Source organism: Sphingomonas sp. (assembly GCF_017304635.1).
Lineage (GTDB): Bacteria > Pseudomonadota > Alphaproteobacteria > Sphingomonadales > Sphingomonadaceae > Sphingomonas.
Genome location: NZ_JAFKMA010000002.1, coordinates 307627 through 320634 on the forward strand (window position 1 = coordinate 307627; position 13008 = coordinate 320634).

At 62.8% G+C, this 13008-nt stretch carries 13 protein-coding genes; 3 read left to right on the forward strand and 10 right to left on the reverse strand.

Annotated features, from left to right (window positions below):
- The first annotated feature begins 38 nt into the window (after positions 1-38).
- Positions 39-1913 carry a YhjD/YihY/BrkB family envelope integrity protein gene (locus J0I47_RS08575; RefSeq protein ID WP_294046400.1) on the forward strand — a complete coding sequence of 625 codons (1875 nt, stop codon included), beginning with the start codon at positions 39-41 and terminating at the stop codon, positions 1911-1913.
- Positions 1914-1937: 24 nt separating this feature from the next.
- Here J0I47_RS08575 and J0I47_RS08580 read toward each other — a convergent pair whose 3' ends face one another.
- The 3 genes from J0I47_RS08580 to J0I47_RS08590 all read right to left on the reverse strand — a co-directional run bounded on the left by J0I47_RS08580 (position 1938) and on the right by J0I47_RS08590 (position 3181).
- Complete coding sequence (locus J0I47_RS08580; RefSeq protein ID WP_294046401.1) at positions 1938-2447, reverse strand: DUF937 domain-containing protein; 510 nt, start codon at positions 2445-2447, stop codon at positions 1938-1940.
- 21 nt (positions 2448-2468) lie between these two features.
- Positions 2469-2684, reverse strand: coding sequence for a hypothetical protein (locus J0I47_RS08585; protein ID WP_294046402.1), 216 nt, complete (start codon positions 2682-2684; stop codon positions 2469-2471).
- A gap of 83 nt (positions 2685-2767) precedes the next feature.
- Positions 2768-3181, reverse strand: coding sequence for a DUF3597 domain-containing protein (locus J0I47_RS08590; RefSeq protein WP_294046403.1), 414 nt, complete (start codon positions 3179-3181; stop codon positions 2768-2770).
- A 144-nt stretch (positions 3182-3325) separates the two neighbouring features.
- Between J0I47_RS08590 and J0I47_RS08595 the strand changes: the two genes are divergently transcribed.
- Complete coding sequence (locus tag J0I47_RS08595) at positions 3326-3886, forward strand: DUF4142 domain-containing protein (protein ID WP_294046404.1); 561 nt, start codon at positions 3326-3328, stop codon at positions 3884-3886.
- A 526-nt stretch (positions 3887-4412) separates the two neighbouring features.
- Here J0I47_RS08595 and J0I47_RS08600 read toward each other — a convergent pair.
- From J0I47_RS08600 to J0I47_RS08630, 7 genes are all read right to left on the reverse strand, one after another.
- Positions 4413-5606 carry a DUF2252 family protein gene (locus tag J0I47_RS08600; RefSeq protein WP_294046405.1) on the reverse strand — a complete coding sequence of 398 codons (1194 nt, stop codon included), beginning with the start codon at positions 5604-5606 and terminating at the stop codon, positions 4413-4415.
- A 279-nt stretch (positions 5607-5885) separates the two neighbouring features.
- Positions 5886-6359, reverse strand: coding sequence for a UvrB/UvrC motif-containing protein (locus J0I47_RS15770; RefSeq protein ID WP_366809937.1), 474 nt, complete (start codon positions 6357-6359; stop codon positions 5886-5888).
- A complete protein-coding gene (locus J0I47_RS08610; RefSeq protein ID WP_294046406.1) occupies positions 6244-6774 on the reverse strand; it encodes a DUF4142 domain-containing protein in 531 nt (176 codons plus the stop codon). The genes J0I47_RS15770 and J0I47_RS08610 overlap by 116 nt, the downstream gene beginning before the upstream one ends.
- On the reverse strand, positions 6771-7754 hold the full coding sequence (locus J0I47_RS08615) for an SDR family oxidoreductase (RefSeq protein ID WP_294046407.1): 984 nt from the start codon (positions 7752-7754) through the stop codon (positions 6771-6773). Before J0I47_RS08615 ends, J0I47_RS08610 begins: the two co-directional genes overlap by 4 nt.
- Before the next feature lie 162 nt (positions 7755-7916).
- Positions 7917-8450, reverse strand: coding sequence for a hypothetical protein (locus tag J0I47_RS08620; RefSeq protein ID WP_294046408.1), 534 nt, complete (start codon positions 8448-8450; stop codon positions 7917-7919).
- A 113-nt stretch (positions 8451-8563) separates the two neighbouring features.
- Positions 8564-11680 (reverse strand): helicase-related protein, encoded by a 3117-nt coding sequence (locus J0I47_RS08625; RefSeq protein ID WP_294046409.1) that lies wholly within the window; start codon positions 11678-11680, stop codon positions 8564-8566.
- Positions 11677-12273 (reverse strand): PRC-barrel domain containing protein, encoded by a 597-nt coding sequence (locus tag J0I47_RS08630; protein WP_294046410.1) that lies wholly within the window; start codon positions 12271-12273, stop codon positions 11677-11679. The genes J0I47_RS08625 and J0I47_RS08630 overlap by 4 nt, the downstream gene beginning before the upstream one ends.
- Positions 12274-12757: 484 nt before the next feature.
- Here J0I47_RS08630 and J0I47_RS08635 point away from each other — a divergent pair, with 484 nt between their 5' ends.
- Positions 12758-12961 carry an AlpA family phage regulatory protein gene (locus J0I47_RS08635; RefSeq protein WP_294046411.1) on the forward strand — a complete coding sequence of 68 codons (204 nt, stop codon included), beginning with the start codon at positions 12758-12760 and terminating at the stop codon, positions 12959-12961.
- The last annotated feature ends 47 nt before the right edge of the window (positions 12962-13008 follow it).

Consider the following 13008-nt stretch of genomic DNA (forward strand, 5'->3'; position numbering starts at 1 on the left):
CCGTTGTTCGGCATAGTGAACGCTGCGCGAGAACTGCTATGACGACGGTGCCGGTCAACGCCAGTGGTCCCAGTCCGTGGTCGATGTCTTGGTCGGCGTGGAAAGACGTCATCGTGCGAAGCTGGAACGAGGCGAGCGACGACAATATTGGGCTCGTCGCAGCCGGCGTCGCTTTTTATGGCTTTCTTGCCCTCGTTCCCCTCCTCGGCGCCATCGTCCTGAGTTACGGTTTGCTCGCCGAGCCTTCGACCGTGGTTCACGATATGCAGGCGCTCACCGCGGTCATGCCGGCGGAAGCTGCCAAGCTCATCGGCGAGCAGCTCATGAACCTGGTGCAGACTTCAAGTACCAAGAAAGGCCTCGGCCTTCTCCTCGCTCTCGGCATCGCATTGTTTGGCGCGCGAAACGGCGCCGGCGCGATCGTGACGGCGCTGAACATCGCCTACGAGGAAAAGGAAAAGCGGGGTTTTCTGGCCCTCAATCTCTTGGCGCTTGCGATCACCGGCGCGGCGGTCGGCGTTGCGCTGATCGCCATGATTGCCATCGCGGCCCTGGGACACCTCGAAGAACTATTGCCGAAGCTTTCCGATGCGGTCGCCGTACTGGGCAAAGTCGGATCCTACATCTTGCTGGCCGGCGCTGCCGCTGCGGTGGCGGCGACACTCTATCGCTATGGCCCATCGCGCGCGAAGGTCCGGTGGGTCTGGATAACGCCGGGCTCGCTATTCACCGCAGTCCTCTGGCTCCTCCTGAGCCTCGGTTTTGGCGCTTATGCGGCCAACTTCGGCAAGTTCGAAGCGACCTACGGTTCGCTCGCGACGGTCGTCGTTCTCCTCACCTGGATATACTTTTCGGTCTACATTCTGCTGTTCGGCGCCGAGCTGAATTCGGAGTTTGAAAAAGTCGGACAGGTAGGAGAGGCTGGCGTCGAGGCCGCACCGATCGACCACGACGCAGTGGCGACCAATCCGGTAGTACAGGACGGCGATGATCCGCCGCCAGGCCCCGATGCTTTGACCTCGCCAAGCGGGTCAGCGGTGTGGGGAACGGAAGTGGCATTGCGCTATGCGTCGCTTCGCACAGCGGGACACGCGGGCCGGCTCGCGGGCTTCGGAAAGATCGGCGTTGTATCGTCCGGTTTGGCGGCCTTTGGATTGGCTCGGATCCGTCACGGCAGCCGTCCGGTTCAGGGCTTCACCCTCCTTGCCGGCGCTGGCGCGCTTGCCTGGCTTCGGCGGGACAGGTCAAATCCGACCGGTCGAGTGAAGGCGCTGCTCGTCGATCTCGACGGCACGCTCGTCGATAGCAATGATTCTCATGTCGAGGCTTGGTTCGAAGCGTTTCGGGCTTACGATCATAACGTCACACGACCGGCGATCCGCCAGCAAATCGGCAAAGGCGGCGATTTGCTCGTCCCGACGCTGTTGCCACATTCCTCCAACTCGCAGCAAAAGCAGGTGACGGATGCGCACGGCGAAATCTTCAAATCCAAATATCTACATCGGGTGCGACCTTTTCCCGGCGCAACCGCGCTGCTCGAAAGGGCCTATCAGTGTCACCAGCGGGTGGTGCTTGCCTCATCCGCTTCGCAGGCGGAGGTCGACCATTACGTCGAACTTTTGAACGCAAGCTCGTTCATCTACGCAACCACGAGTATCGATGATGTTCCCCTTTCGAAACCGGCACCCGATATTTTTCAGTCAGCAATCGACAAAGCTGGCGTCGGAGCGAGCGAGGCCGTTGTCATCGGCGATACCCCCTATGACATCGAAGCCGCCCATCGTCTCGGCGTTGAAACAATCGCACTGCGGTCCGGCGGATTTAGCGACGATCAGCTCGCGGGAGCAGTGCTATATGACGATGCCGCAGCGTTGCTCGACGCTTTCGACGACTCTCCGCTTGGAAGAGGTTGAGTAGCGTAAGATGATCAGCGGCAGTTAGCGAAAGCGCGCGAGAATTTGGTCGAGCGGGTTCGTTCCCGACTGAGCGCCAAGCAACCCTCCCAAGCCGCCTAAACCGCCTTCGCCTCCGCCAAGAATAGAGCCCAGCATCCCGCCCAGTCCGCCGCTCGACCCGTCGCCAGCGTTCCCGGCAAAATGCTTGGCGACCATGGCGGCCACGATCGGCAGCATAGCTTTTAGGATTGTACTCGACACGCCGCTTTGCCCTGCCGCGCTGTCCGCCACTTGCCGACTCACATCCTTGCTGCCGAAAATATGGCCGAGGATATCGTTGCCGATCGATGGTTCGGGCTCGTCGACCCCGGCGACGGTCGTTTCGAGACCCCCAAGGGCGCCCGTTTCGGCTTTCTTCCGGAAGCCGCCCAGAACGGCGGGCAGCAACGATGTCAAAGCGGCATTCGTCTGGTCGGCGTTTAGCCCAAATCTAGCGCCTAGGCTGCCGAGATCGGTGCCGTTGGACGCCAATATCTGATCCAGTCCCTGCATCACGTTATTCCTTGTTGTAGCTTATAATGGGAGGCGTTCAGCGAGAACCGCAATGCCATCCCCGGTGAGACAGGTTAAGGCGGCGCCATCAATAATTAACGGCCCTTCCGGGGTCAGAATTGCTTGGGCTCGATGCCGGGGAGCGAGTGCATTCCATGCTCGCACGGTGCTGGCGAGGCTCGTCACCTCTGCCAGCTCGGTATCGCCACGCGATACGTTCTCCAGTGCGGCGCTCATTCACCAATCGATGGCGGGCGACAATGTGTCGTCGCCCCAAGTCGCCTCGGTCATCGGAAGGTCGCCCGTGTCGAGATCACACATCAATTTCGCAGGCTATCAGGAACCACGCCGCCGTTCTCGGCGAGTTTGTCCATGACCGCCTTGTGGAGAGCGATATTCTCTTCAGCAGAACCGTCCTCGCCAGTATGAACATTGAGTTCGTTCGCCAGCTCCTTGCGAGCAGCAAGACTGGAATCGAGGTCGAGAAGCTTGAGCAGGTCGACGATCGACGACTGATAGTTTCCGCCGCCACCCTTCATCGAAGCCATTTCGGACAAGACCGCGCCGACATCGACATTGCTGGGCGCGGCCGGCTCGGGAGTCGCCGCGGGAGTCGGCGTCGGCGCTGGGGCAGCTCCGCCCGCTTGGGGCGCTGCCGCGGTATTATCGGACGTGGTCGTCGCGGCCGCGCTGTGATGAAAGATTTTGTCCATGATGCTGCCGAAGATGCCCATCCTATTCTCTCCTGATTAGACGTGTTTATTGCGGCTTAAACGGCGATGGCGCCCGAAGGGTCCGCGCAAGGGAACACTCTCGATCGTGTGCGGGTTCTCGCAAGAGGAGCGCCACGCCGGCGCAAACTAACAGGGAGACAGGAAATGAAAGTTGCTGCGATCACTCTATCGGCCGCCGCACTTGCGCTGGCAGCCTGCGGCCACAAGGACAAGACGACGGTCACGACCGATAACACGACGACCATAACGGCCAACGATACGGTCGTGGCACCAGCTCCCAGCGCGGATCAGGCGTTTGCGAATGCGGCTGCGGCAAGCGACGCGTTCGAGATCGCGACCTCGAAACTGGCGCTCACCAAGTCGAGCTCCAGCAGCATCAAGACGTTCGCCCAGAAAATGATCGATGCTCACACGGACTCGACGGCAAAGCTGAAGGCGGCAGTCGCTGGTCTGACGCCGACCATTACGCCTGACCCCACACTCACCAGCGATCAGCAGACCAAGCTCGATTCACTGCAAGGGCTGAATGGGACGGCGTTCGACAAGGCCTATGCTGCCGCGCAGGTAGAAGGGCATCAAAAGACGCTCGATACGTTGCGCGCGTATTCGTCCGGCGGTGCCGTGCCTGCGCTGAAAGTGTTCGCGACCAAACTCGTGCCCACCGTGACGGCGCACCTCAATATGGCGAAGGGCCTCAAGGCCTAACCGGAAGCGCGGCACCGGGAACAAGCTCCCTCCCGGTGTCGCGCAATTCTCTCGACGAAATGCTTGCCATTCGTCCGATGATACGGAGGACACAAGTCTTCGAAATAAGCGCGTCGGTCCAACGAGCGGGACGATAAATTCGAAAGCGGCCTACGTTAGAAAACTTCCGAACGTACAGCTCGTTGCACGACACGGCATCATCTACACCGGGCGGGCGTTTCGGATTATGCTAAATTTTCCGGACGCGGAAGCGCGCAAGCGCGGCAGCTGGCATACCAAACTCAATGTGTCGGTTCGTGCGACCCCAACAGCCTGTGCTCCGCCTCTAATCGGATTGGTGCGGTCGCGATTGTGTCACGCCTTTCTAACAATGAGGGCGCTAGCCGCAGCGTCCTTCTAGCGCTGAAGCTCCTCGGTGTCAGTCGTCAACACTTAACGCGCGACCGTGTGTTTGGGCGACCGTGAAATCCAACATCCGAGTAGACCCATCGGGTTATCGAGTCGCTGAAAAAGGTCCGACGGTCGGTTAACCACCCGGCAATGCGAACCTTCTGCAATGCTCCAGGTAGCCCGCCTCGTGCGAAGCGGCGAGATCGACGATGCATCGCCAGAACCAGGATGGGGCATCGAGATTGCCGCCAGGTCGACCGACGAGACGGCGGTGCCACGCGGTACGTTCCTCGGCCCTGAACTGTCGCGCATGCGCCTTGCCGACAACGAAGGCGAGATAGGACGCTGCTTGTACCGCCTCTTTGCGCGAGAACTGCTCGATCTCGATCTTGAGATCTTGCGGTGCGAGCTCCCGAAGCACCACGGGCTTCCCGAGCAGTCTTGCGGGGATCATGCGTTCGCCGAGGTTGGGGGCAAGCGCTTTGGCACCCGCGACCACTCGCTGCGCCGCGTCCCGTGGCATCGCGGCGTTGTTTGCGGCGGGCGCCAGAGTCGGCACCGCCTCCTTGATATCGACCAACGCGAAGTGCTCGTTTCCAGACTTGTGGCCCGAGACCCCGAGTAGAGCCGCGTAGCGCGCGCGACCCAGCGAGCTGCAGCCCTTGCGCCAATACGCTGCGTCCGCAACGCGCACGGCCGCGCCCTCACCAACGTCGGCCAATCGTCGAACGCGTTCCAGAACTGTCGGATCTTCGAACAACGCATCGATCGCTCCTCGCTCCTCGCGGCCAAGCTTCCAGAACCGCTTACCCACAGGAATGGTCGGTTCGACTCCATCGATCCGCTCACGCGCTAGATGACGCCAGCGCCGCCCTGCCGCTGTTCGGCGCACCGCACGCACGACGCTTGGCTCGGGAGGGTCGTCCGCTTCGTCGATGGTGAGCGCCCGGCCATAGCCGTCGATCATCGCCTCCATCATCCGCGCGGTCGTGACGCCCGGAAGGTCGGAACTGCGGGCGGCGGTCTCAAGCGATAGGCCTAGGCGGATGAGATCGAACGCCGGATTGCTGATGATGGTTTGATCAAGATCGCGCATCTGGACGTCAACCTTGCCTCGAGCATCGGCAAGCGGCCCTAAATTGCCGAGGTGACAGTCGCCACAGATCCAAATGGCAGGACCGACCGGAATATCCTTGTAGGCAGGCGACGCCTCCAGCCACTCATAGAATTGAGCGGTGCTGCCGCGAACGTAAGCATGCACCGACTCCGCCATCTTGAGGTTACGCCGTTGGGCGAGGGATTCGGCGCGCAGCTTGGTTGCGTTGGGCAAGACTCAATCCTTCAATCCAAAACAGCCGATCGCGTATTGGCGAATCGATGAGCGCACAACGACGCCAACGGTGACATTAGGCCCTCCAGCCTGCGGCGAGCCTTGGCGTACGGCGTAGATCGCCGCCACAATCGGTGCAGCCGCCAGCCGGGCGTCCAACACTACCAGAGTTTGGACAGGACAGACGGGCGCCTTCGGTCCGGTCACGACATCGCCATGGTCGATGCGATCGCCGATCTCACGTCAGCATTGCCCGATAGGTTCTATGCCGATTCAATCTCACCGCGGCGTTCGCCGCGAACGACCCTTGGTCATCGGATCTGGTTTGCGCGGCTTTTTCCAGTCTGGCGGCGGCTGCGGCCGCTCGCGTCCGGTGCCGAGCCCCATCGCGCCGGGCTGATGACGCGTCACGCCCGACGTGTCGGCCTGCGCCGCCGCCTCGGGGTCAGCGCCGCCACGCAGGAGCGCGATCCGGTCGCGCAACTGGCGTGCGCGATCGAAGTCCAACGTGTCTGCGGCCGCCGCCATCTCGCGCCGCAGTTGCCCGATCATTTGCTGATCCAATGCGGTCCCCTGGAATGGTGTTTGTACAGCTGGTTCGAGCGATAGGCCATCGCACCGGCAAATCATGACTGTCTTATGGTGCGCTACTTTTGGCGGCCAACGCGTCGACCATGGCGAGATGGCGCTCGATGAGAGGCAAGATCGTGCCGGCGAAACCGCGCACATCGGCATTCTCGCCACTGGTCGCATACAGGCTTTCGACCGCCAGTGCCGAGCGATGCGCCAACGACTGTTGCTGGGCGTAGAGCTTGTCGAACGCCGCGCCGGTCACGCCCTGCAACGCGCCCAACATCATCGCCTGGTCTGCGCTCATGCTCATCTCCGGAGGGGTCAGGCCCGCGCGTAGCGCGGCGGCGCGAAGGGCCGACGCGCTACGGCGATGGTCCTCGATCATGCGCTCGGCGAATGCGCGCAAGCCGGCGTTCTTGCTTTCGGCCAAAACGGCGATCGCCTCGAGGATCTCGAATTGGTCCGATTGCGCCGATGCCTGCAGATACTCGCGGGTCTGGCGCGATCCCGGCTCGGCCGCAGCCAACGCGAGCGACGGACACAGCAGCGCTCCCGTCAGGATACCGACTGCGGCGATGCGCGACGCCGCCGTCATGGCTGCCCTTGGCCGCCGCCGGCGCCGTAAATGTTGCCAGTCGTGTAACTGCCATCGTCTTCGGCCAGCCGGACGTAGATACCCGCCAGTTCAGCGGGCTGGCCCGGACGACCGAGCGGCGCCGTCGCGCCGAAGGTCACCACCTTCCCCTGGCTGGCTCCGCCCGAGATCTGGAGCGGTGTCCAGACCGGTCCAGGGGCGACACCGTTGACGCGGATGCCCTTCGCACCCAGCTGCTTGGCGAGCGACTTGACGTAGTTCATCGTCGCTGCCTTGGTCTGCGCGTAAGCGTACAGATCGGGGGAGGGGTCGTAGGCTTGCTCGGACGTCGTGCCGATGATGACCGAACCGGGTTCGAGATGCGGCAGCGCCGCCTTAATGGTCCAGAACGGCGCATAGATGTTGGTCTTCATCGTGGCGTCGAACTCGTCGTCGCTGACATCGAGGATGGACGCGATCGATTGCTGCCGCCCGGCATTGCAGACCAAGATGTCGAGACCGCCGAGCCCGGCGACTGCCTTGGCAACGAGATCGCGGCAAAACGCCGCGCTGCGCAAATCGCCGGGGATCGCCACGGCTTTGCGCCCGGCCTTGCGGATCAAGTCGATCACCTCGCGGGCGTCGGGTTCCTCGTCGGGTAAGTAATTGATCGCGACGTCCGCTCCCTCGCGGCCGAAGGCAATTGCAGCGGCGCGTCCCATCCCCGAATCGCCGCCGGTGATCAGCGCTCGCCGACCGCGGAGCCGCCCGCTCCCGACATAGCTGGCCTCGCCATGATCGGGCTTCGGATTCATCTTGCCGGCCAAGCCCGGCCACGGTTGCTTTTGTGCCTCGAACGGGGGTTTGGGATATTTGGCCCGTGGGTCTTGCTTCCCACCGACAGCGTCATCTTTCTTTTGTCCGAACGCAGGTGGAGCCATTGCCACTGCAGCACCAAGCGCGGCGGCGCCGAGCGCTTGGCGGCGCGTTGTCTCGGACATGGTGAGTCTCCTGTTCTGTCAATGTACGACGCCAACGTCCCGTGCGCGGCTCAGTTGCGGACGTGCCGTGTAAATCACTCTAATGTCGGTTAGAGAGCGTAATCGTAGCGTAGACTCACCGGACGCTCGACGATTATGCCGAGCGTCCGTAGCAATCGCGCATCAGCTTTTGGCGGAAGACGGTTTAGGCGAAACATTCGAGGCCAAAGCGCTGGACCGACCCGCCGATTTTTTTGTCGAGGTGGACCCGGTATTGGACTGGTCGGTGCCGTCGGGGTCGGTCGCTGCTGGTGCCCCCATCCTGACCAGGACCGCTGCGAGCGCGGCACCGATCGCCGCGCCGACGCCGATCGAAGCAGCCGGGTGCGCGGCGGCGGTGCGCTGAAGGCCGGCAACCAGTTCCTTCGCATCCTGCTCGCCGGCCTTGGTGCCAAACCCGCGCAATTTCTCGGTAGTTGACGTCGCAAGGTCTCGCACGCCATCAGGCACGGGGAGCGACTCCGAAGACAGTAGCCGCTCGATCGTGTTGGCGGCATCGACGATTGCCGTCGACCATGTTGCTATCTTGGCATCCGCCGCCTCGAGCGCGAACTGCGGCACGATCGTGCGGCTGGTCGACGCCGAGCCGCTGGGTTCGGCGGCTTCCGTCGTCGAGGCATTCTCGTCAGGACTCGCTGTCGCAGATTGGGTGGTCATATGATCGCTCCGGACCGAAAAAGGAAAGGCTTCGGCTGGCGTGCCGACATGATGACCAACCGCTTAAAACCAAACGTGTTCCTTCGTTTTGAATGATAGCGACTGACTGTCGATCAATCCGCAATCTGCTCTACCAATTCCTGCAAACGTGCGAGGCGAGTATCGTCGTCAGTGTGTTCCACGAGAAGAAATCGGCCGTCCTTCTCACGTAACCCTGCAGCCTCGAATTTGGCATCTCCGCCTGAGCGCTGCGTCAGCGCAATTGCCGCAGCACCGGCGTCAATTCGCGCGATGCCGACCAAGCGAGCGGCACTGCGTATGCGTGCGCGGGCTACCAACGCCTCAGCCGGCGGAGGTAGCGGCCCGAACCGGTCGGCAAGCTCGTCCTCGAACGCGTCGATGTCGGCAACGCCCGTCATGCGGGCGAGGCGCACATATAAGGAAAGCCGAATATCGGTATCGGGAATCCATTCCACCGGCAGATGACCCGGAACGCCGATATGCAACTCCGGCGCCCAATGGTCGGCCTCCTCGCCGCGCGCCTTGGAAAGTGCAGCGCCGAGGAGATATTGATAGAGCTCGGTACCAATCAGCTTGACGTGCCCCGCTTGGGTATCGCCGAGCAAATCGCCGCTGCCGCGCATGTCGAGATCCCGCGCGCTGATCTCGAACCCCGCGCCCAGCCGGTCGAAGGCGGCCAGCGTTCGCAAGCGCTTCAGGGTACGCTCGCCGATCGTAGCCTGGCTATCGGTCAGCAGGATGACCTGACCGCGCCGGTTGCCGCGACCAACCCGTCCGCGCAACTGGTGCAGCTGCGCCAAACCGAATCGATCGGCGCGCCACACGATCATGGTGTTGGCCCGAGGCACATCCAGCCCCGCTTCGATAATATTGGTTGCGAGTAGAATATCGCCGCGGCCCGCGGCGAAACCGACCATCGCCGCGTCGATCTCCGTCGCCGGCATCTTGCCATGGGCTTCGACAAGGTCGAGTGCCGGCGCGATCCGCCGCAATTTCTCGGCCACCGCTGCCATATCCTCGATGCGCGGGACAACGACGAAGCTTTGTCCGCCGCGTCCTTTCTCTCGCAGCAAAGCCGTGCGAATCCGCGAATCGTCATATTGGTCGAGACTGGTGCGGATTGGCTGGCGTCGCGCAGGCGGCGTCGCGATCACGGATATTTGCTGGAGCCCGACCAGCGCCATTTGCAAGGTTCGAGGGATCGGGGTCGCGCTGAGCACTAGGAGATGCATGTCACCAGACCCGCGCAGTTTAGCCTTGTTGGCGGCGCCGAAGCGCTGCTCCTCGTCGATCACTACTAGTCCGAGCCGGGTGTAGGACACGCCCTTGGCGACGACAGCCGCCGTGCCGATGACGATATCGATCGATCCATCGGCCAAGCCGGTCGTCACCTTCTTCCGCTCCACCGCGCTCGACAGCCGTGAAAGCGAGGCAACGGTAATACCGGTACCGGCGAAACGCTTCTGGAAGCTCTCGAAATGCTGGCGCACCAAAACAGTCGTTGGCGCGGCGACGATCACCTGATGTCCGGCGAGCGCTGCGAGCGCCACGGCCCGCAAGGCCACTTCGGTTTTGCCGTAGCCGACGTCGCCGACCACAAGCCGATCCATCGGCCGGCCGCTGGCGAGATCGGCGCGCACTGCCGCGATCGCGCGCGCTTGATCAGCGGTCTCGTTGAACGGAAAGCCATTGGCGAATCGCTCATAATCCGCGGCGTTGGGATCGATAGCCACCCCCTCGAGCGTTGCGCGTTCCGCAGCGAGTGCGACCAGCCCGCGGGCACTTTCCGCAATCGCCGCCTCGATCGTGGAGCGCCGCTTTTCCCAAGAGGTCCCGTTAAGTGTGTCGAGCGACACCGCGTCCGCGTCGGCACCATAACGCCAGATCCGGTCGGCGTCGTCGGCAGCGACCAGCCGGCGCCCTTGCTTGGCGAACTCGAGTGCGATGAGTTCGCCGGTCTCACTGCCCTCAGGCGCAGGTTCGAGGCCCAGCACGCGGGCGATCCCGAACTCCTCATGGATGACGACATCGCCAGTGCGGACGTCCGGCGAGATCGCAAGCACGGTGTTGGCAGCGCCAGCGGGAGCATCGCCAAGTAAGGCGCGGCTGCCGATGATGTCCGCCGCTGCGACGACGACGCGATGCGCATCGACGAACCCGGCATCGCTCGCCATTTCGAGAACGCCGGCGCTGCCCAGAGATAGTGCTTCGATGTCATTCATAGTCTGGAGCGGCTGGAGCTCCTGCTTGAGCTTCTTGCCAACCCTCCCGCGCAAGAAGCGCACGTCGCGCTCGGCGCCGGTCAGGATGAAGGCGCGGCTGGCGAGCAACGGCTGCACGAACTTTGCAAAAGCTGCCAGCGGCGTGCGCTGCTCGGCGAACCGGGGAATTGGTTCGACGCTGCCGGGTTCTGCGTCAAGGACCTCCCAACCTTTGAGCGCTCTTTCCCAATGCTCGTTGTCGATTGCGTCCGTGGCGGCTTGCGCTTGGCCGGCAACCTCGCTGGCAAGTTGGACAAAGCGTTGGCGGCGGCCCTCAGCCTTGGGAGTACACATGAGGGCGGCGGGGGCGAGATGATCGAGGATGGGAACCGCGTCGCCCGCGGGGGGCTCGGCGGCACGGCCGATTTCAAGGCTAGCGAGCGCGTCGCTGCTCAGCTGGGTCAGTGGATCATAGGTCCGGATCTGCACGACTTTGCCATCGGCAAGATCGATCCGCGCGGGCCCGTGAGCATCGGCCGGGAAAATGTCGATGACGTCTCCGCGGATCGCAACTTCGCCAGGCTCGTCGACCCGGTCGTCGGTGAGATAGCCGAGCGCCGCGACGTCTTTCGCGAATTGCTCGGGATCGAGCATGCCATCTGGTTCGAGAGTGGGCGGCGCGCTGTCGAAGGCTTCCGGTTCGGGATAGCGTCGGGCGGCCGCCTCGCCGCTCAATATCAGTGCCAGCGCCGGCCGCTTCACGCTTTGACGCGCTTGGCGCAAGGCGCGCAGCGCGGCGACGCGGCGGCCACTGTTCGCGGGAGAAGGTGGCGCTGCATCGCCAGGCAGGGCATCGCTCGACGGCAGCTGAACGATCTGATTTTCAGGTACGAGAACCGCCAGCAGACGCGCCAGCTCCTCGGCCTGCTGTTCGTCGTCGGTCAGGCAGATGACATCGGCCGTTCCAAGTCTGGCGGCGATGCGAAACGCGAGATGCAATACGATCATGGGCGCACACGGTCCGCGGCGCCCGGGTCAATGTTAGCCGTCGGCATCGTGCGAACGCTGGGCGGGGTTGCCGGCCAATCACCATCGTCGAGCACCGGTAAGGCGGCGAAGGCTTCAGGCGTGAGATCCAGGGTCATTCCGTCGCAGGCGAAGGCAATAGCTTCGCGCGGGACCGCGCGCAGGTCCTCCCGGATCGCACCGGGAGCGGTGCGGGAAACCACGACATAGCTGATCCGGGCCGAGCGGCATTCGAACAGCGCCTCTACGATCTTACCGGCATGCGCACCGTCCGCATGCTTTAGCCGGGCACCGACCACGCCGGTCGCTGCGAGCAAATCGGGGGTTGCTGAAGCCCGGCGGCTCGCGTCCTCCGCAGACTTACCGCCATCCTCATAACCGCGCTGTCGGCCAAGCCAGCGCCAGATGCCGACAAGATTGACCAGCGTCAGGAAAGCGTTTGTCGCGAGCAAATTTGTCTGACCCCACGACAGGCCGACCAGCGCCCAACCGAGCGATCCGATCGTAAAGACGACAAACCCCCACCCGGTGACGCGCGCGCCGAGATTGGCGGCCGTCATCATAGCGGCGATCATCGTCGCGATCGGAGCAATCCATCCAGCGATCTCTACCAGCGTCTTGTCCTCCCGATATTCTTAGGCGTTAATACTGACTGCAATATTGCTTAAGCGCCGCGGCTGTGAGTCGACGACCGCGCTTTTACGCGCGCGACTTTCCGGCGTTCCTAAGAATCATATTGATACAGGTCACTTTGACCCCCTGCGCCCCGCTGGTTCAAAGCCAATTTCCGCTTTAACCCCCTTCATTGCGGGAAGCTGCCAGACTGCTCACGGCCCAAAGGCGGCCGTCTTTCCTTCGCGGAACGCCTTGGGATTAAAATGTTATCTGCGCCGTCTGTCCGCCGCCGAACGTCAGCATCCGTAGCGGTACGCAGCGAGACGCTAGGCGCCGTTTCGCGCTGTTTGGCACCGTTTAAGCACTCTTGTCAGTGGCGTAATCCTGGCCAAATCCATTCAGTCCCAGGGGAGCGCTGGTCCACTGACGAAGAAAGGTCGTCCCATGTCTGCACCCGATCGTATCATCCGTCTGAAAACCGTTCTCGCCCGCACCGGGCTTTCCCGTACGACGCTCTATCGCAAGATGGGCGAGGGAACGTTCCCGCGCAGCATCAAGATCAGCATTCACGGCGCGGGCTGGCGTGAGTCTGCCGTTGAACGATGGATGGCCGATCCCGTCGCTTTTCGTGAGCCGCTTGCTGTTTGAGGACAGCGCCGGCCCCCACCAATATATGGTGGAAGCACGGCGCTGGA

Excerpts from the sequence above, each read along its gene's own strand:
- J0I47_RS08610 (WP_294046406.1), bottom strand. The coding sequence starts at position 6,774 with ATGACGGCGGCGTCGCGCATCGCCGCAGTCGGTATCCTGACGGGAGCG.
- J0I47_RS08620 (WP_294046408.1), bottom strand. The coding sequence starts at position 8,450 with ATGACCACCCAATCTGCGACAGCGAGTCCTGACGAGAATGCCTCGACG.
- J0I47_RS15770 (WP_366809937.1), bottom strand. The coding sequence starts at position 6,359 with ATGCGACCAGTGGCGAGAATGCCGATGTGCGCGGTTTCGCCGGCACGA.
- J0I47_RS08590 (WP_294046403.1), bottom strand. The coding sequence starts at position 3,181 with ATGGGCATCTTCGGCAGCATCATGGACAAAATCTTTCATCACAGCGCG.
- J0I47_RS08625 (WP_294046409.1), bottom strand. The coding sequence starts at position 11,680 with ATGATCGTATTGCATCTCGCGTTTCGCATCGCCGCCAGACTTGGAACG.
- J0I47_RS08575 (WP_294046400.1), top strand. The coding sequence starts at position 39 with ATGACGACGGTGCCGGTCAACGCCAGTGGTCCCAGTCCGTGGTCGATG.
- J0I47_RS08595 (WP_294046404.1), top strand. The coding sequence starts at position 3,326 with ATGAAAGTTGCTGCGATCACTCTATCGGCCGCCGCACTTGCGCTGGCA.
- J0I47_RS08635 (WP_294046411.1), top strand. The coding sequence starts at position 12,758 with ATGTCTGCACCCGATCGTATCATCCGTCTGAAAACCGTTCTCGCCCGC.
- J0I47_RS08615 (WP_294046407.1), bottom strand. The coding sequence starts at position 7,754 with ATGTCCGAGACAACGCGCCGCCAAGCGCTCGGCGCCGCCGCGCTTGGT.
- J0I47_RS08630 (WP_294046410.1), bottom strand. The coding sequence starts at position 12,273 with ATGATCGCCGCTATGATGACGGCCGCCAATCTCGGCGCGCGCGTCACC.
- J0I47_RS08585 (WP_294046402.1), bottom strand. The coding sequence starts at position 2,684 with ATGAGCGCCGCACTGGAGAACGTATCGCGTGGCGATACCGAGCTGGCA.
- J0I47_RS08580 (WP_294046401.1), bottom strand. The coding sequence starts at position 2,447 with ATGCAGGGACTGGATCAGATATTGGCGTCCAACGGCACCGATCTCGGC.